Here is an 18,595-nt window from a genome sequence, read left to right as displayed (position 1 = left end):
CAAATATGAGTATCACTATGGATATTTACAAATATATAACATTGTCAGCTATCGAATTTAAAAATTCTTGGTCATGTGAAACAATGAATATTATTTTCTTATCGCTTTTACATTCGTTGATCAGATGGGATATGTTCATCATATTGCAATAATCCATTCCACTAGTAGGCTCATCAAAAAACATAAGTTTAGATTTTTTACATAGTACAGATGCAATTGCTACCCTTTGCTTTTGTCCACCTGACAAGCTCATTGGATGACGATCTTTTGATTCATATAAATCAAGTTTTTTCAGAATATTTTCAACATAACTACTTTCAATATTTTTTATTCCAAGACCTACTTCACTTGCAATAGAATCGGTAAAAAGCTGATGATTAACATCCTGCATTACAAGGGATGATATTTTTAGCCTATCTGATTTTGAAAGTCTTTTGCCGTCCAAATAGATTTCATCCTTCGATTTTCTTTCTAAGCCTATAAGGCATCTGAGCAAAGTGGATTTACCAAGTCCGTTTGTTCCTACTATGCCGTAAATTTTTCCCATTTCAAAAGAGAGGTCTTTTAAATGCAATTTTTTATCTATGCCATTAAACTTAAATTCAATGTTTTTTACTTCTAAATTTCCCTTATTTTCATTTTCGGGTACTGTAAGTTTTACTCTATTCTTATTTCTTAAACCTAACTTCTTTAGCTTTTCAGACGGTATTTTCATAAAATCTATTTGAGTATATTCCTTTTGTATTTCCCCATCTTTAATCAAAAAAACTCTATCTACAATATCCATTAGATAAAATATTCTATGTTCTGAGATTATAAGAGTTTTCCCCTTATCTTTAAGTTTTATAAGCATTTCTTTTATGATTAAAATGTTTTCTTCATCAAGATTTGATGAAGGCTCATCTAAAACAATGATTTCCGTTCCAGATATATAACTTGCAGCAATACATAAAATCTGCTTTTCTCCACCCGAAAGCTTAAAAATATCTCTATTTAAAAGATGTTCTATCGGAAACAAATCCAACATATCATTTAGTCTCTCATCCATTTGTTTTTTTGAAAGTCCTATATTCTCCAAATAGAGAAGTAATTCAAGAGTAGTATTTATATTGAAAAAGTGTGTCTTTGGATTTTGAAATACATTTGATACTAAGAGCGATATTTCGTATAATTCGAGGTTTTTAATATCTTTATTATCAATCCTGATAGTACCACCCATAGAAGCTCCATCATATCGTACAGCTAACCCATTGATAGAATTTATAATTGAAGATTTTCCGCTACCACTTTTCCCAGTAAATAATACACATTCGCCTTTTTTTACATCTAAAGAAATGTTTTTTAACACTTTAGGAGAATTTCCATAAGATAGAGATAAATTTTCAATTTCTACCATAAAGCTCCTCCTATAACCATAATCAGTATTGAAAGCACATAAACAAAATCAACTGTTTTCGTTTTGACGGATATGTACCTAGTTTTTTTAACAGGATTTTCAATACATTTTGTTTCTGCTGCCTTTGCAATATCATCAGAAATATTAGAAGACATAACAAGTAAAGGCACAATTACATACTCGATGTATGAAATTGGATTTTTAAATGTAATACCCCTTATTTTCATAGCAAGTTTTATATTGTGACTTTCTTCCCTAAATGAAGGAAAAAACCTAAACATTACAGCAATTGGTATAGAAACAGTACGAGGTAAATTCATTTTATCCATTGAGGATATTACACTTCCTACATCCGATGTTTTTAAAAAAAAACTTCCCGCACTAAATGGAAGATAAAACATCTTACATACAGCAAATAGCATAAAAAACATCATTAAAATCGCATTCATATTTCTAATTACATCAAGATTAGGTATCAAAGAAAGAACCCCAAAAAATGATATGTTTTTTAAGGCTTCTTTCTTAAATCCATTCATTAAAAAAAGAAATGAAATAAGAAGCACAATTCCCCATTCAAAATAGGTATTTACTTTATAAAATACAGCAAATCCAAGTGAAAAACTTACTAAAATTTTACTAATTGGATTGGGATTATATGGATTGTCTAAAGAAACGAGCATTATACAATACCAGCTTTTTCGAAATGCTTTTTCAAAAAGACTTTACCGATATATGCGCCGAGTATCCCGCCGACAACAGCACCGATATATACTAATACCATACTTCGATAATTCAAAAGTGCTATGAGCTTCATTATATAATCGTGACCCATACCGCCTGTTTCCGCCAGTTTAATAACCTTGTCTTTAGCCAACAAAACTTGCATAAGGAAACCACAAATCCAAGTGTTGAATACGGCAAATGAGAGCATATTAAATTTAAATGATTTATATTCTCCTTTTTTTCTTAAAAGTTCCGCAATTGCCATACTGATTACAGCATGTATCAATATTACATATGTATTTCCCATTGCAATTGCTAAAAGACTACAAATCAACCCAAGTATAAATAATCCCCATGATTTTTGAACTTTTGCCATAAAGAGCATTATAACTATTCCTGTTATAATGCCTGCCAGTGTAGGGTATGCCAAGTATAAAATCGGTACAATACCAATCATTCCCGAAGCAAACATAAGTACAAAATATATTACTGTAAATACACCTATCGTAACTAAATCTTTAATTCTTAATTTTTCCATTTTTATATTTTCCTTCTAAATAAGTTTTCACTGAATATTTGATTTTCTAAGCATTGCTTTATAAAATTCCGAGCTTTTACAAAGTTCTTCATCTGTCCCTATCGCTTCTATTTTTCCGGCATTTAATAAAACGATTTTGTTTGCATTTCTTATTGTTCTTAATCTATGAGCAATAACAATTGCCGTTTTTTCTTTTATAAGTTCGGATAAAGCCTCTTGAATTAGACTTTCATTTTCAACATCCAGAGATGCTGTAGCCTCATCAAGCAATATGATTGGTGCGTCTTTTAGTATTGCCCTTGCTATTGAGATTCTTTGTCTTTCTCCGCCTGAAAGTCTTTGTCCGTTTTCACCTATTACTGTATCTATTCCATCCGGCATTTTGTCTATAAATTCATAACATCTTGCTATTTTAGCCGCTCTTATAATCTCTTCATCTGTAGCATCTTTTTTACCAATTTTTATATTATCTTTTATGCTTGAATTAAAAAGAGTAACATCTTGGAAAACGATAGAGAAATTTTTAAGGAGTGTTTCCGGATCAATTTTACCGATGTCCTCTCCCCCTATCAAAATCTTTCCTTTATCTATATCCCAAAATCTTGCAGCAAGCTTGGTGAGAGTTGTTTTTCCGCTTCCGCTTGAACCGATTAGCGCAGTGATTTCACCCTGCTTTGCAGTAAAGCTCACACAATTTATTACAGAATAATCATCATATCCGAAATAAACATCCTTGAACTCAATATCGTAATTTTTAATGTCAATATCTTTTTTGCCTTTTTGAACAGGCATGGTCTTTATTTCCTTTATTCTCCCTACAACCGCATCAAGCATAACTATCATTGACATAAAGGTGATTATTCCTTCTATAGGAAGATAAATACTTGCTGTAAGCATTAAAAATGCGATATAAACCAGCGCACTTACCTCCCCTGCCATAAGCATGTTGACGCCGATAACGGCAACACTTATAATTCCAAGCTTTAAAATTGCGGCAGCTATTCCTGTAAGTGTTCCGGCTACAACTTCACCTTTCGTCTTCTGTTTTGTGGATGCATTTAATTTTTTAAAAAAATCATTTAACATCCTATCTTCTAAGTTGTAAGATTTTATTTGCTCTATCTGCTCTATATTTTCCTGTAGATTATCAAAAACCTTACGATTATCATCTATCCAGCCTTGTACTATTTTTTTCTGACTTTTCTTTGATAAAAATATAATCAAAATAGAAATGGGAATTACCCAAAGGGCTGCAAGTGCAAGTTTCCAATTATAGAAGATAAGCATTAAAGCAATAATACTTGTGGATATAGCCGTTGAATATATATGAGGTACAGCATGAGAAAAAATTGTTTCATATAAGTTCATGTCATTCATCATGGTTTCCGCAAGGTCTGCCAAATCTCTTTTACCAAAATAAGAAAGAGGTAATTTCTTTAACTTTTCCGCTAACTCAATTCTTGAATTTGCACTCTCGTTGTACACATTGGTGTAAAGTCTTACATAATCCCACCTCGCTATTAAGAACATCACAATCATCATTACTACAATTAGTGCAATATAATGAATAGAAGTAAAATTGTAACTCTCAATACTTTTTAAAATGCCTATATACTGAAACAGAAACATAAAACCGATCATTGGTGCGAACAATTTAGTTAAATTAACAAGCGTGTGTGAAAATATGGCTTTTTTTAAGTTAAGAGCGCCTTTTTCTGACATCGCATATTTTTTCATAAAATAAGAAACCATATGTTTAACCTCCTATCTTCCAATTTACGGATTTTTGATATTCTTCCCAAAGTTTTTTGTAATGCCCACTCATACCGATTAAATCTGAATGCTTGCCTTCTTCTACAATTTTCCCCTTATCAATAACAAGAATTTTATCCGCATCTACTACTGTAGATAATCTATGAGCAATCATCAATGTTGTCTTGTTTTTTGATAGCTTCTTAAAAGACTCTTGAATCAAATGTTCATTTTCAGGATCTGCAAAGGCTGTAGCTTCATCTAAAATGATAATATCTGCATCTTTCAAAAAAGCTCTCGCTATAGAAATCCTTTGAGCCTCTCCTCCTGAAAAATATGTGCCTTTAGTTCCGTAAACAGTATCAAGTCCTTTATCTAAATTTTTAATAATATCTTTAGACCCTGAATTGATTAAGGCATTGTCAATTTCTTCATTAGTTGCATCAGGCTTTCCGATTAAAAGATTATCTCTTAAACTCATTTTAAATAGTTTAGAGTTTTGAAAAACAAAAGCAATTTTTCTCATTAAAGCCTCTTTTTCAAAATCTTTTATATTAATTCCTCCAATATAAATTTCACCTGTTTTAATATCGTAAAATCGTGCAGCAAGCCTTGCTATAGTAGTTTTACCACTGCCTGATGATCCGACTAAAGCAACTCGTTCTCCTTTATTCACCTTAAATGAAATATCGTCTAATACATTTTCATCTTCATAAGAAAAGCTTACATTTTTAAACTCTATCCCAACATCAGAACTTGTTTTATTTCCATAAACAAAATCATCAAACTCAAGTATATTTTCAATTTTATCTAAAGCAAGTTCTGCAAAATAACTGTATTGTGTAATCGTCGCAGTTCTCATAATAAAAGTAGCAAATGCCGGTCCTATTAGGAAGTAAATAACAGAATCTGCAACTACATTAGATAAGTTTCCATTAAATTTTATTAAGAGTAATGCCACAGGTACCAAGAAAAATGCCGTCGATGTAGAAACGGTTTCAAACCACGACATTTTATTCGTATAACTCATAGTAAGCTTAAGTACATTGTCTTTTGTTTTTATGATTAACGAATATAACTTATCAAAGCTCTCAACACTTTGTGCAAATGTTTTAACAACAGGAATTCCTCGAACATATTCCACAGTCTGAGAGGATAAATCGGAAAGTCCTGCATAATACTCATCCTTCATTTTTTTTGTTTCGGTTGTCATCATAGATGACATCAATGTCATACCGATAATCATCGGTATCATACTGGCAAGTCCTAACTTCCAGTTAAACACGAAGAAAAATACAAGCAGGACGATTGGCGATATAATGGTCATCGCCATATCAGGAAGTTGATGCGCTATAAAAGAATGGGTTTCAGACGCTCCGGACACAATTACATTTCTTATCCTTCCGCTTTCTTTGTCATCGAAATACCCAAGCGGTTTGTTTATTAGTTTTGTTACGGAAGTCTTAATAATGTTATCTTCCACTTCAAATGCAAAAATATGGGATAAAATTAAACCTATTAGGTATATAAAAAGCCCCAGAACGGCAAAGACTGCTGCATAAATTGAATTTTCCTTTACATAATCAAAATTCACCATCCCATTTAAAATTAAGTTATTTACAATTCTATGAATATATACCATAGGCATCAAAACCATGACACCTGATACAGCAGACATAACAATAGCAATATAGAGTAAAAAACTTTTTTCACCACCGTAAGCCATTAGTCTTTTCAGTATTGATTTCTTCTTATCCTTCACTGAACAACTCCTCCTTTTTTTAAAATTAGCAAACCCTATAAATAGCCTTTTTAGACTGATTTTAGAGGCTTGTTTTCAAACTCTTTTGCAATACGCATAGTTTTTCTTGTTTTTATTTATCATTTATTTTATAATAAATGAGGATTTCAATCAATTAGATATGGCTAAATAAGTCTATTCGGGATAATGTCTATTCGGGATAAAATATAAAGCACGGAGGTATAATATGAGTGATTTTTATAACTTTGTTAAAAACTTTTTTTCTACAGATGAATCTATCGATAATACAAAATACTCCACTGTAGGACATGAATTCCGTTTTAGCACGGATAATGCAGAAGGCATATATTGGTTTTACGAGGGCGATAATTTCACTATTGATATTTATGATGTTTTCATAAAAAAAGAAATTATCCATACAAGTTTTTCTGGTTTGAATAATTTCTATTCCCTTTATTTATCTTATTTAGTTACAGCAAACGGTGAATGTTTTAATCCTTATCAAAATCTTTCTTCAAATTCACTTTATACTATAAATACAAAAAATTCTAAAGACTTTAGGTTTATACTTCACAAAAACTCTCCTTATTTAGGAATCGGTATAAATTTCAATCAGTCCATGATAGAGCAATGCCTGTCCTCTTATAAGAATAAAGTCTGTAACTATGAAGATTTATTTTTTAATACCAGCATTATAATAAACAAGCCTTTAGAAAGAATCGCAAAAGATATCCTTAATTGCAAGATGGCATCTCCTGCTGCTGAAATCTTTTTTGAGTCAAAGGCAAAGGAATGGTTAAGTATTACAATAGACTCTTTTTTAAATAAGTACAGCAATCCACTATCTATTGCCGATGATGAGGCTTTGAAAAATGTCGCCAATTATATAGACGATCATTATGCAACATCTATCTCACAGGATACTTTAGAAAAAATATCCACTATGAGCGGCACAAAACTAAAAAAGTTATTTAAGCAAAAATATCAATGCACAATTACAGAATATACTCAAAGACGGAGAATGAATATGGCGGAATTACTCCTACTGAACTCTACCCTTAAAATTCAAGATATAGCAGAGGCTGTAGGATATTCCTCTCACAGTAAATTTAGTACATGCTTCAAAAAATATAAGGGATTTTATCCCAAAGACATAAAAAAATATGCGAAAAATAATCTTTCTGATTAAATACATAAGGATTTAACTTTGGGGACGGTTGAGTTAGACCTTATTGGATAATGTTAAAGTCATAATTGGTAAACCTAAATAAATTATACGTTTAGGTCTTGTTATTATCTTGTAAAATCAGTAAAGTAGCTAATTCTACTATTTTTAGGGAGTTAGTCACAAAGAAAATCAAACAGTTAGACTGACTGTTTGAGTATGAAAAAAGCAGATAAAAAATCCCTTGAGTAAATAACTTAGGGGATTTTAAAGGTTGGGATAGGGTATTGAAAAGCTCGTACAAAGTATAATAAAAATCCCCACCAAATTTTGAAAATCTATTGAAATGTATTGAAGTTTATTAGCAGAATACATAAGTGGAAAGCTTGATTTTAATACATTTAGAAGATTAATGAAAAAGAAATATCACACTTTCATTCTTATTAAAATCCTTATAACTGTATTTTGAATGATTTTCCCCAATCAAGCATCCCTCTCTCTTATAAAATATATACATTCAGTTGTATGAAATGTAATATTGTTCTTATCAGACTTGAAACTTTTACTAATCCAACTATTTATCTTACACATTTATTTTAAACCTACAGTATCCTATTTTCTTAATATTCTACAGTGTAACACTGCATTTATATTATAACGCTAATATGTTCAGAAAAGAAATACTTTGTAAGTCAATGTCTGTTATAACGGAAATTGTTAGAGATGTCTATCATAACAGAAATTGAGATAATGTCCATAACTTCCCTGAAGATAAATTATGTAATCACAAACTATTTCATATCCAATCTAGTGTAGGTTGTTTAGAGCATATCATCAACAAAAAAAGAACGAGCCAAAACTGCGTTCTCCTTATAATGATAAAATATGTTTTATGCCACAAAAGATATGTAAACTAATCTTTTAAATAATAAAAAAGTTCCGACGTTTGTAAATGTTTTGAGTAAATTGAAATTACTTTTTGACCTTTTGGAAATACTGTCTTTCTCTTCAAATCTAATAAAGATTGAGGAACAATTTTCCTTGATGTCTCTTTCAATGTTAATGCTAGTATCTGTTTTCTTGTACGTAGAGCATAATCAAACTCCAAATACAAATAACGTCCTGAACCAGTTAGATGAACATGGTTTCCCAATAACTCCTCAATGGATCCTAAAACTTGCAACTTTTGCATCGTGGTTCCATCTTTTTTTATTTTCAACTCATCAATTATGACATGTCTATTTAAACAATCATCAAAGAAACTGCCTGCACCTTTTAGGTAATCAACACCACATAGGTGCATGAAATTAGTAGGTGAAAAATGAAGTTCAACACTTTCTATTTCCGTTTCATAATACATGATTTTGCCAACAAAGTGTTCTTTAAAAAAAGAAGCCGCAATTTGTAACTGAGTAAAAAAACGCTGAAGTTTTATTTTTTCGGTGTAATTTGGATTACGATAATCTCTAGAATTTTCCATATTTTCCTCACAAAAAAGGTGGTTTACAGAGTCTGTAAGCCACCTAGTCAGTCGGTTTATTCTGGTGTCTGCCACCGCTTGGCCCTTACGTCCAAGATTGCTATCGGATTTCGTTCTGGTGTCCGCCACCGCTTGGCCCTTATGTCCAAGATTACTATCAGATTGACCATGAGCCGACTACTCATCTACACTATTTATTCTACCTGAAAATGGTTAAAATTTCAAGTGTAAACTCTTCTATTTCGTCGTATAAGCAAAACTGATGGCACTATCTGCTTGAGAGATTTTTCTAAAGGTATAGTTAGGATTACCCCCATAGTTTGTCTCAGACACAAGGAAAGAACCATCATCATAGACTTTCTCTACAAAAGACACATGACCATAGTCTGCTGGTGTGCCATGTGTACCTCCTACAAAAGAAACAATGGCACCTGCTCTTGGTGTAGAGCCAGTTTCTCCACCAAGACTTGAAGCTGTCGCAACCCAGTCCTGACCATTTCCCATGGTATTAATGATTGAAATCTTCTCTCCATTTCTACCTTTTAGCTTTAATCCTAACTGGTTCATACGACCCGCAACACCCCATGTACATTGTCCATAGGCATAGGCCATACCATCTCCACCACCAGGAACAGAATGATCATACAAGTCCCCACGAACCCCTTCAAGGGATTGCGGGTCACTCTTTGCCTGTCCTCCATTTGTTTGACTGAAGCCTTTTTCAATTTGGTAATACCATTCCGTTGCTCTAGTTTGTCTTTCCAGTAGTTTGTCACCAGAATTTCCCTCCCAATAGGTAAGGAAGAGTTGGGCGAGATTGGCTGCACTACCCGTATTTTTAAAGAAATCCTTTAACCAACTTTGATAGTAAGGACTATCCCCATGAAGCATAAAATCAAGTTGGAGGTCTAAATCATACCATTTCTTATTTTGGGTGCGTGCATAATTTAACAAGGCTGTATGACGTGTTGACCCATCTGCGGTATCCGTCCATTGACCTAACCCCAAACCTCTATGAAGGATATTAGGATAAGCACCACTATAAATGGCTGGCCCTCCTATCGCTAACCAGCTTTCATCATCCCATGAGGAATCGGTAGCGCCAACTGGAGGAGATAAATAATCCCCTTCAGCTCGTTTAGGATTGATAGAAGACTCTACCGACCAATTTCCTAAAATAGCCGCAATGGCTTGGGGACTTGCCCCTTGAGATTTCAAAAACTCATAAATATGTTTTGCTCGTTCAAACTCATCCCCACCAAACTGACCAATGGCAGGTAAGATAGTTGTCTGAAGTTGAATGACTTTTGGAAAATAAAATTGCGGATTGACATACACTAATTTTTCTTTCTTGTTCTTATACTTTTGATAGGAAACTTTCAAACCTGTATCGTCTGGTGTCTCACCAATAACATCACCAGTTAAGACCCTTGTTCCCTCAATCGCACGGCCATTATGAATAGAATACAAGGTCAATCGACTCTCATTCTCTCCTTTTCCGTTAGTAAGGATAACATCATCTCCGTCAAGAGATACAACTCCATCCATTGGTGCGACAATTGTTTGGTGAGCCTTCGCTTCTAGTAGAATGTACTCCTGAAGGGTAGGTTTTCCGTCTAAATCATAGTATCCATAACGATAAGTCATGGTTAGACTATCTTCGTTACTTTTCCCCTCAAATGGATTGTCCAATTCCTGCATGGAAGCATACACCCCCTCTTCTTTTAGTTCCTTTATTTCCTCTTGATCGTCTTTCGATAGTTTATACTTAGGAGTTTCATAGAGGTCTTGCATGGATTTCAAATCATCCCCATCGTTTAAATCATGCCACAAAGTAGACAGATAATCCTTGTAAGTTTCTGAACTAAATAAGTGAACTGGTTTGTGTAACTCATAGTCATGGAATTTAAAGTTCATATACCCCATCACATCATCAACTTTTGTGTAATAGGTAATGCCTTTGTCATTTGTGCGAGTATGTTCTGCATCTTCCCAAGTCAGGTGGGTATAAGCTTTTGTTAATTCAAATTCATCTTGTTGAATCAAACTAGCAGATGAAAATCCTAAAAAGAAGCTCATCATAAGTAAAAGAAGAAAGACTATTCCTCCAACTATCCAGGTTGCAGGATTTCCAGCCGCAAATGTAAAGAAGGAAAAGGCTGCTTTTAGTTTTTGATAGATATTTCGGACACTTGTAAGACCTTGTTTCTTTAATCTTCGAAACCGATTCTTAAAGGAACTTGGGTTATCTTTCGCTAGTTTACATCCTTTTCCATCTTTAAAATGATGGTATCGCTCTTTTGTGTTGGTCAGTCTTTTCTTGGTAAAACGACCTGTTGCTTGTCCTGTTTTGACACTAGCTTTCCCCAAATTATAAGAAAGCCGACTGTAGCGTTTCCCTTTTCTAATGGTCTCTTGAAGTGTGCGATAGCCTTCTAAATCTTCATTTTCTGAAGCTAACTCTCCACCTTCACGTCCAAGGACATAAAGAAAAGTTTTGGCTTTCCTACTGACTTTTTTGGACTTATAGGCTTGTTTAGTAGATTTTAGATTCTCTTTTGCGGCCTTGACTTCTTTCTTAGCTTTTAATTCTTCTAAACTCTTCCCTTGAAAGAAAAAATTAGATTTTTGTTTCGATTCCTGACCATAAAGAAATTTTTGATTGGTTTTTCTTTCTTTACGACTCTCTTTTCTTTCTTCTTTTGCTTCTACCTTGGCTTCTCTAAATTGTTTCTTGGCTATTTTCAATCGTTTCCTAGCATGAGGCAATCGTCTGTCTCTTAATTCTTTGCGATTCAAAAGAGATGGAGGACTATTTTGAAGGATGTGATTGTAATCTTCATTTGCTTGTTTTACTCTCTCCTTTGAAGCTTCTCTCATCTCCTCTAGCTTTTGCTTTATCTCTTTTTTCCATGCTTTTTCATCCAGTACAGCGGAATCTTTTTCTTGTTTCTTCACCTCCTTCTTTCCTTTTTTCAAGAATTTCTTCTCATCTTTTAGACTTCTTCTAAATGCCTTTCGGGCACGTATGATTTTTCTTTTATCCTTCATTCTACTTCCCCTTAGTTAGAAGCCATTTTATCAGGATCCGTACGCATGATATCAAACAATTGTGTACCTTGAGGAATCTTATTTTTAAAGGGAACGACAACTGAACCAGCTTTTATTAGCCCTGCCCCTTTTTCTGGATTGACTAAGTATTTTTCGAGTTCTTTTGACAAGCCTAAGAGTTGAACCAGTTCTTCTCTGTCATTTTTTGCTTGCTTGAGGAGAATCATAAATTCACTATTTGCAATAATCCGTCTACCGTTTGGATCTAACAATAAGGTTTCGACATTTTGGGTTATTCCAGTCGGACTGGCTCCATATTTTCTAACACGACTCCACAATTTAAAGAAGAAATCACTGGCATATTTATCTAATAAGAGAAGCTGCATTTCATCAAAATAAATCCAGGTCTTCTTCCCTAATTTTTGATTCCGAACGACACGATTCCATATCTGATCAAAAACAACCATAAGGGCGATTTGTTTCAGCTCATCTCCTAACTTCTTAACGTTATAAATCAAGAAATTGGATCCGGTCTGAATATTGGTCTTATGAGAAAAAATATCAAGAGAACCTTCGACATACAGTTCCATATCAAGTGCCAAATTCTGCGCTTCTTCTTCTGGCTGTTGACTCAAGACAAAGACCCATTCTTCCAAAGAAGGCTCTTTAAATGACTGATAGGTGAGTCTCGTAACTCGGTCGATAATCGATTTTTCTCTTCCATCCATTTTTCTATCCAATAACTTGCCGATAAAGGATAAAAGAAATTCTGATTTTACCTTTACAGGATCTTCATCCATATTTTCCTCAGACAAGTCAAGGACATTGAGATAGGTTTGGGAATCTGGCGCAATATCAATCATTTCTCCACCAAAAGCCCGTCCAATGACACTGTATTCTGCTTCTGGATCCACGATGATAATTTCAGTATTTTCACCAGATTCCTTGATTTTGGTCGTGATAATTTCATGCTTGGTTGCCATCCCTTTCCCAGCTCCAGATGTTCCTAAAATCAGACCAGACGGTGTATTTAATAGGCTGCGATCAATGGTAATAATATTGCTTGAGATTTGATTGATACCGTAATATTTCCCACTGCGGTCTTGTAAGTCTACTGAAGTCCAAGGTGAGTTCACTGCTACATTAGATGTTAATAAACTCCGTGATACTCCCTCTAAAAAATCACAACCAAATGGCAGCAAACTATTAAAGGCTGCTTCTTGCATATATGGAAGTTTATCAATCATTAGGTCATTTGAACCGGCCACTTGTTGGATAGTATCTAATGCTTGTTTGAGTTCTTCTTCGTCCTGACCAAAAACACCAATCAAGAAGACCGTTTGAAATAGTTTATCTCCTGTCTCTGTCATTGTTTTTAAGAGTTCCTCAGCTTCATCGATATTGCTTTCTAATACATGACCTACTTTTTCCAAATAGATACCTGTACGAGCTAGTTTTTGTTGTTCCCCAATCTTTTGGGATTCCATCAAGGTCTTCTTTGTTCGTAGTTTCTTCATAGCATCTGCCTTAGTCGAACTTTGAGCATGGAGGCTCACAATCAATTCCAAATCTCCTTGCATGAGGTCTCGAATAAACTGATCACCTAATTCCATGCCGTAGTCTCTCACATAGACAATCTGCAATAATCGGTCATTGATTTGTAGGTAATTCTTGTTTTTAAAATCCAAGAGATTAGGCGCTATGAAGTGACGAGTTGTCTGACCCGATCTCGTTAAATCACGGTAAGAAAAAGGAAGATGGTGTTCTCCTCTAAGCATATCTGCCAACAAGTTGACACGCTCTTCTCCAGCCAAGGATTCAAAGCGAGCATCAATTTCTGAAAAACCACTCTTGAAATATTCTCCAATTTGAGACAAGGAACGATAGGCTTGTTTGGGATTAGAATCCTTTCTACCAAAGCTAATCAGTTTCACAGCTGAAAAATTATTTTCACCACTGTCTAAATTCTGATTCATCATCCGATTCAATTCTTTACGATAGGTATCATACCCATCTTCTTTTTCCTCATACAAAACACTTTGTCTAAACTTTTCTAAATTCAATCTTTTATTAAAGATGGTCAATTGGAAGTTGGTTTGGTCGTCTAGGGAGTTAATCAAATCAGAATACTTCTCAATGATTGCGCCCTTATCTTCTAAACCAACTGTCTGGTAATTGACATCACCAAGTAAATAGCTTTGTGAGAAATAATCTTCTTTTACCTGCATAAGACCATTTTGATACAGGGCTTGATAGGAAAGAGTATTAGCCGTTGAGGGTAACACTTCCTCTTTTTTCCCTTTAACTTCTTCCTTTTTATTAGTCATTGAAGTTTTTTGTTTCTTTAATGTATTTGATTTTCTTTTCATGTTCAGGTCCTTTCTTTCCTGTAATTGTGCGTAGGGGAACCGTTAATTCAAAATGAAGACGGTATTTCAAATAATGTTCAAAATATAAATCATTGGGTTTATAGACTCCAAAAAGCATTAGGGGGATGGTAAAAGCAAACACAAAACCGTAAACAAACCAATCTCCAAATTGCCAGAAAAAGAGATTCAAGCCCAAAACAATAATTGTGACAATAAAGGCTGGTAAAACAAAGATGATTTGTCTTGTGGTGAAACCTAACCAAGCCCTGTGTTGGTATTTTGAGATGTCTTTAAAGACACGTGTATTCATTACTTTCCTTTCTAAAAAGGCTAAGAAGCAATCACTTCCTAGCCTTTATCTAATTACATACCTAAGATTGAGCGAGCCGTACGTTGAGAACCAACGAGGGCAATAATCAGTAAGATAGCTTGTACCAAACTACCAAACATAATCGCAAGTGATTGCAAGACTCCTGCACCATTTGAAACAGCTATTTTTCCAGCAGATTCAAACAAAGGAACAAGAGAAACAATCAGAAAAATGAGAACCCCTTGTACCGCATAGACCATAATATTTTTTAAATAGCCAATACCAATAGACTTCCACTCATCACTTAAAAATGTTGGAATCGTAAGAGGGGCAAATGGAATCATAAGGTAAAGTTGAATAAATCGAATGGATACCAAAAGATTGACCATGGCTGCACTTACTATCCGAACAAGCCAAATGAGGAGGGCGAAAAAGCCCACGATCATCCGGCCAATAAAGCCTGAACCTTTTAATCCAGAGATGGTATCATACTTTGCCCCACCGTGAGCCACAATCGAGGCCACTTGTTCAATGGCGTGACTCGCAATCCCGATGATGGCTTCTACAATCACGGTAGTGTTAGTAATTACAACTGCGACCATGATATAACTAATCAACATCGGCGCCAATGCTTCAAAGGTCATCGCTCCACCAGAGTTAGCAATTTTCTTTGCCATCTTCGAAAATTCTAGGATGAGAACAACTGATAAAATCGCAACTCCAAGAGGTTGCATGACACTTTTAGTAATACTTGACATATAAGTCCAAACAGTTGGATTATAGCTAGATAGAGATTTAATCAGATCTACCGTAGATTGTAAATCCACATTAAATCCTTCAAATAAATTTTCAGCTGATATTTTTTCAGATGCAAGGTAAACAAAGGGTGAGACTAAACTAAGATTCATGTCATTGTTTATCCTCCTAAATTGAAATTTGAGTTACAAAGGCTCCAGCAGCCCCTACCATAACACCACCGACAATTTCAAGAATGGCATTTCGAACACCTGGTCCACCATCTTTAATGTTGGTTGCAAGGTTGACAATCCCTACAACAACGAGAAAGGCACCAACCGCAATCAATCCCTTCTGTAACAAAGACATAGCTTGTGCAAACATAGCACTTGCGTCTACTCCATAAACAAAACCTTTAAAATGCGTAATCATCTATTTCCTCTTTTCTATTTTTATTTTAAACTAGATTCAAAAGTTAAATCACGAATTCTAAGGCCTTCAAGATGATTTTCTTTTCTTTGATTCAAAGGATTGATTTGATAGTTCCACCACCGTTCATCGCTTTCTTGATTGGCTAGGTACTTCCAGTTTGGATGCTTGGTTGAATTGTATTTTTTGCTTTTAAAGACAGGCATATTGGCAATTCGAACCAAGCATTCATGCCGTTTCATATTTCCGACTTCATCAGGTGTCATTAAATCACGAGCAATCTTTTGATGAGAAAGGGATCCTGAACCTGTCTGGCCAAAAGAACGACTCGTATTTCGAACATCAATGGTTTGTTTACCGAGTAAGCCACTCATAAATTTAAAGGTATCTTCATCATTACCACCTAAGTAGACTAAGCTATCACAGTTCCCCAAAATGGTTTTCCAAGCTTCTTTTTCTTTATAGAGCCCTTGAAGTTGGGCAATATTTTGAAGAATAGGAACGAGACTCATATTTCGAGAACGGACTGTTGAGGTTTGTTCAGCAAAATCTGGAATTTCTCCAATATTTGCGAACTCATCTAAGTAAACTCTGACATGAAGAGGCAATTGACCCTTAAAATCAATATCTGCTTGTCTTGTTAAGGTTTGAAATACAGTTGAAAAAAAGAGGGCTGAAAGAAAGCGAAAGGTACTATCGTTATCTGGAATAACTAAGTAAACCATTGATTTTTCCTTGCCCCATGTCTTCATATCAAGGGTATCTCTTTTGGTCAAATCCATGACACTTTGAATATTGAAAAGGGCAAATTTAGCAGTGGTTACAGCTATGACAGAATCCAGAGTCTTATCCTTATAATTTTGGAAATCTGCCCAATTTCGCATGGTAAAATTTTCAGTCCCATACTTTTTAGCATAATTTTCAAATAGAATTTCTAAGACACTTTTTTCTTGATTCTCACCTTTGGATAAGTGTTTAATGAGTTTTGAGATTTCAGCAAAACTTGGATAACGCCCTCGTTTTTTTCGCTCTTCCACTTCTTTTTTTTGACGTTTCAACAAGTTTTGATATTCTGTTTGACTTAAACGACTCTCTTCAATGAGCTGTTCTCTTGTTTTAGGTGGATTATAGAAATCAACCAAGTAGGAGGCTAAAGCTCGTACCAAAGTCATAGAAGCTTCATCCCAAAATGGATCACTACGAGATCCAGAGCCTTTGGTGTTATTAAAATAAACCGTCAGCATGCGATTCAAATCATTTTCTGTCTCTATATAGCGAAAAGGATTGAAACCATCTGAGTTCTTCATATTGACTAAATCTAACACCTTTACTTGATAGCCATGATCTAAAAAGAGTTTACCTGTTTTCTCGGCCAAGTGATCTTTTGGATCCACTACAATATTAGAACTATTCATCTGAATCAGATTGGGTTTCACAAAGCGAAATGTTTTCCCACTTCCTGAACCTCCGATCACCGCAATATTCTTATTTCTATCATATTGGGGTGGTTTTTTATCTAACAATGTCAAACGAACATCTTGTGCTAAGATCGTATCATGAGAAAATTCCTTACCGTAAAAGTGCTTCTTTTCCTTTAGAGTTCCAAAACGGGCGCTCCCGTATTCTACCCCTTCTCGGTATTGTTTTTTACCAGTCTCTAGATAGAGATAAACCAGCAACATCATCACAAAGCCTAGTAGAAAAAAAGCACTTGATTTTCCAGTAAAAGAAACATTCCATGGCGACTGAAGAACTTGATCTTGACCTTCCATCAGAAGATGAGTCCATTTATCTAAAGTATTTCCAGTATAGGAATCATACAAAAGCGTCAAACGATGAAAAAGATAGCCTAGTAAGATACCTAACAGTGAGAATAGTAGGAATTTCTTTCCACTGTACATCATCTCACCATCTCTTTCTGTTTGACGGCTCCTTCTTGTCTAAAGGTAATTTGGGATTTAGCTTCATCAATAGCATCATCTAATGACTTATCCATGGTAAAATCAGCTAATTTCTCCGGATCATTAACCATTTTTTCTAAAAGATGGTCTAAATGATTGTCCAGAATCGAACGGTCTTTCGTGTAGAAATGTAGAGAATCCCCTTGCCAAGCGATGGCTAAAGGAATCTCTTCTTTTTCTAAAAAAGCTTTAAATTTCTCTATATCAATTGGTTTGTCTAAAAAATCTTTTTTCAGATTAATCGTATCAATCGAATAAGGAGATTGTAGCAATTCTTCTAATTTCTGCACCCCTATCTTATAGGCGGAATCCTGTGCTAAAGCCTGACGCCTAGACCATTCTAGAATCTTTAAGAGACTTCTTACAGTAAATAAAAGACTACGCTCTGCATATTGAACTGCCATTCGTTCCTGTTGTTCAGAGGACATCTGATGCCTCCTTCTTCACAAATAGCAGCTTTCCTTCTTTATAACGATAAGCTATCAATTTCTGACGTTGCTTAATCGACTTAACAACCTGCAGTAGATCTCTCGAATAAGGTTCTCGAAGAGTAACTTCTACTGCTTTCCCATCAACGATACCAACACGTTTAAATTCAATGTAGTCTTTTTTGAGATGTCCTAAGCCCATACCAAAAGGAAAGTGATGAATCAATTGGATGGTACAACCACCTTTATTTCCCATTTGTTTCAAATCATACAAGTTTACTACCTTCATGATTAACTCCTTTATCTAGTTTGTCGCATCGTTTAAGTCTGGTAACGATAAACTCCGTGTCTGTTAGAAAATTCTCACACACGTCTTGTGCCAGTTGCCCTTCACAGGGAAATACTCTCAGTCCCTACTTACACAGGCACGCTAATCAAGACGGAGTGGATTCAATTTTCAAAGAACAGGTAGCTTTATTATAGATAAGAGTAGTTG

Annotated in this window: 16 protein-coding genes; 2 read left to right on the top strand and 14 right to left on the bottom strand. The window is 34.7% G+C overall.

Annotated elements, in window-relative coordinates:
* Positions 1-25: 25 nt before the first annotated feature.
* From ACN076_RS06000 to ACN076_RS05980, 5 genes are read right to left on the bottom strand one after another with little or no spacing between them, the layout of a single operon-like run.
* Complete coding sequence (locus tag ACN076_RS06000) at positions 26-1,396, bottom strand: ABC transporter ATP-binding protein (RefSeq protein ID WP_048773348.1); 1,371 nt, start codon at positions 1,394-1,396, stop codon at positions 26-28.
* Positions 1,390-2,079, bottom strand: coding sequence for an energy-coupling factor transporter transmembrane component T (locus ACN076_RS05995; RefSeq protein ID WP_162837406.1), 690 nt, complete (start codon positions 2,077-2,079; stop codon positions 1,390-1,392). Before ACN076_RS05995 ends, ACN076_RS06000 begins: the two co-directional genes overlap by 7 nt.
* Entirely contained in the window at positions 2,076-2,663 is a 588-nt protein-coding gene (locus tag ACN076_RS05990) for an MptD family putative ECF transporter S component (RefSeq protein WP_049510000.1), read from the bottom strand. Before ACN076_RS05990 ends, ACN076_RS05995 begins: the two co-directional genes overlap by 4 nt.
* 21 nt (positions 2,664-2,684) lie before the next feature.
* Positions 2,685-4,409 carry an ABC transporter ATP-binding protein gene (locus ACN076_RS05985; RefSeq protein WP_049510001.1) on the bottom strand — a complete coding sequence of 575 codons (1,725 nt, stop codon included), beginning with the start codon at positions 4,407-4,409 and terminating at the stop codon, positions 2,685-2,687.
* 4 nt (positions 4,410-4,413) lie between these two features.
* Positions 4,414-6,171 carry an ABC transporter ATP-binding protein gene (locus ACN076_RS05980; RefSeq protein WP_049510003.1) on the bottom strand — a complete coding sequence of 586 codons (1,758 nt, stop codon included), beginning with the start codon at positions 6,169-6,171 and terminating at the stop codon, positions 4,414-4,416.
* A 226-nt stretch (positions 6,172-6,397) separates the two neighbouring features.
* Here ACN076_RS05980 and ACN076_RS05975 point away from each other — a divergent pair, with 226 nt between their 5' ends.
* Positions 6,398-7,360, top strand: a complete 963-nt coding sequence (locus ACN076_RS05975) for a helix-turn-helix domain-containing protein (protein WP_049510005.1) — start codon at positions 6,398-6,400, stop codon at positions 7,358-7,360.
* 889 nt (positions 7,361-8,249) lie between these two features.
* Here ACN076_RS05975 and ACN076_RS05970 read toward each other — a convergent pair.
* Positions 8,250-8,816 carry a PBECR4 domain-containing protein gene (locus ACN076_RS05970; protein WP_124787607.1) on the bottom strand — a complete coding sequence of 189 codons (567 nt, stop codon included), beginning with the start codon at positions 8,814-8,816 and terminating at the stop codon, positions 8,250-8,252.
* A gap of 18 nt (positions 8,817-8,834) precedes the next feature.
* Between ACN076_RS05970 and ACN076_RS05965 the strand changes: the two genes are divergently transcribed.
* Complete coding sequence (locus ACN076_RS05965) at positions 8,835-9,023, top strand: hypothetical protein (protein WP_001860875.1); 189 nt, start codon at positions 8,835-8,837, stop codon at positions 9,021-9,023.
* A gap of 30 nt (positions 9,024-9,053) precedes the next feature.
* On the opposite strand, the gene ACN076_RS05960 is transcribed toward ACN076_RS05965, so the two are convergent.
* The 8 genes from ACN076_RS05960 to ACN076_RS05925 are packed head-to-tail and all read right to left on the bottom strand — an operon-like array spanning position 9,054 to position 18,388.
* A complete protein-coding gene (locus ACN076_RS05960; RefSeq protein WP_420789593.1) occupies positions 9,054-11,867 on the bottom strand; it encodes a phage tail tip lysozyme in 2,814 nt (937 codons plus the stop codon).
* An 11-nt stretch (positions 11,868-11,878) separates the two neighbouring features.
* On the bottom strand, positions 11,879-14,236 hold the full coding sequence (locus ACN076_RS05955) for a VirB4-like conjugal transfer ATPase, CD1110 family (RefSeq protein WP_420789592.1): 2,358 nt from the start codon (positions 14,234-14,236) through the stop codon (positions 11,879-11,881).
* Positions 14,187-14,546 (bottom strand): PrgI family protein, encoded by a 360-nt coding sequence (locus ACN076_RS05950; RefSeq protein WP_001097589.1) that lies wholly within the window; start codon positions 14,544-14,546, stop codon positions 14,187-14,189. The genes ACN076_RS05955 and ACN076_RS05950 overlap by 50 nt, the downstream gene beginning before the upstream one ends.
* A gap of 53 nt (positions 14,547-14,599) precedes the next feature.
* Positions 14,600-15,454, bottom strand: coding sequence for a conjugal transfer protein TrbL (locus tag ACN076_RS05945; protein WP_001054257.1), 855 nt, complete (start codon positions 15,452-15,454; stop codon positions 14,600-14,602).
* Between the two features lie 16 nt (positions 15,455-15,470).
* Complete coding sequence (locus tag ACN076_RS05940; RefSeq protein ID WP_000627865.1) at positions 15,471-15,713, bottom strand: hypothetical protein; 243 nt, start codon at positions 15,711-15,713, stop codon at positions 15,471-15,473.
* A gap of 20 nt (positions 15,714-15,733) precedes the next feature.
* The gene (locus ACN076_RS05935) at positions 15,734-17,611 is read right to left on the bottom strand and encodes a VirD4-like conjugal transfer protein, CD1115 family (RefSeq protein ID WP_420790244.1); all 1,878 of its coding nucleotides are present in this window, start codon (positions 17,609-17,611) and stop codon (positions 15,734-15,736) included.
* A complete protein-coding gene (locus tag ACN076_RS05930; RefSeq protein ID WP_000093687.1) occupies positions 17,611-18,099 on the bottom strand; it encodes a hypothetical protein in 489 nt (162 codons plus the stop codon). Before ACN076_RS05930 ends, ACN076_RS05935 begins: the two co-directional genes overlap by 1 nt.
* Complete coding sequence (locus ACN076_RS05925) at positions 18,089-18,388, bottom strand: hypothetical protein (protein WP_000869763.1); 300 nt, start codon at positions 18,386-18,388, stop codon at positions 18,089-18,091. Before ACN076_RS05925 ends, ACN076_RS05930 begins: the two co-directional genes overlap by 11 nt.
* Positions 18,389-18,595: the final 207 nt, after the last annotated feature.

Origin of the sequence: Streptococcus sp. K0074 (assembly GCF_048843365.1) — a bacterium.
In the GTDB taxonomy this organism is placed as follows: domain Bacteria; phylum Bacillota; class Bacilli; order Lactobacillales; family Streptococcaceae; genus Streptococcus; species Streptococcus mitis_BM.
The sequence above is the reverse complement of the archived record's forward strand: the minus strand, read 5'-3'. Positions and strand labels throughout refer to the sequence as shown.

Bases quoted from the DNA above. Each gene is read 5' to 3' on its own strand.
- ACN076_RS05985 (WP_049510001.1), bottom strand. From the start codon at position 4,409: ATGGTTTCTTATTTTATGAAAAAATATGCGATGTCAGAAAAAGGCGCT.
- ACN076_RS05940 (WP_000627865.1), bottom strand. From the start codon at position 15,713: ATGATTACGCATTTTAAAGGTTTTGTTTATGGAGTAGACGCAAGTGCT.
- ACN076_RS05975 (WP_049510005.1), top strand. From the start codon at position 6,398: ATGAGTGATTTTTATAACTTTGTTAAAAACTTTTTTTCTACAGATGAA.
- ACN076_RS05925 (WP_000869763.1), bottom strand. From the start codon at position 18,388: ATGAAGGTAGTAAACTTGTATGATTTGAAACAAATGGGAAATAAAGGT.
- ACN076_RS05960 (WP_420789593.1), bottom strand. From the start codon at position 11,867: ATGAAGGATAAAAGAAAAATCATACGTGCCCGAAAGGCATTTAGAAGA.
- ACN076_RS05935 (WP_420790244.1), bottom strand. From the start codon at position 17,611: ATGTACAGTGGAAAGAAATTCCTACTATTCTCACTGTTAGGTATCTTA.
- ACN076_RS05955 (WP_420789592.1), bottom strand. From the start codon at position 14,236: ATGAAAAGAAAATCAAATACATTAAAGAAACAAAAAACTTCAATGACT.
- ACN076_RS06000 (WP_048773348.1), bottom strand. From the start codon at position 1,396: ATGGTAGAAATTGAAAATTTATCTCTATCTTATGGAAATTCTCCTAAA.
- ACN076_RS05930 (WP_000093687.1), bottom strand. From the start codon at position 18,099: ATGTCCTCTGAACAACAGGAACGAATGGCAGTTCAATATGCAGAGCGT.
- ACN076_RS05950 (WP_001097589.1), bottom strand. From the start codon at position 14,546: ATGAATACACGTGTCTTTAAAGACATCTCAAAATACCAACACAGGGCT.
- ACN076_RS05970 (WP_124787607.1), bottom strand. From the start codon at position 8,816: ATGGAAAATTCTAGAGATTATCGTAATCCAAATTACACCGAAAAAATA.
- ACN076_RS05945 (WP_001054257.1), bottom strand. From the start codon at position 15,454: ATGAATCTTAGTTTAGTCTCACCCTTTGTTTACCTTGCATCTGAAAAA.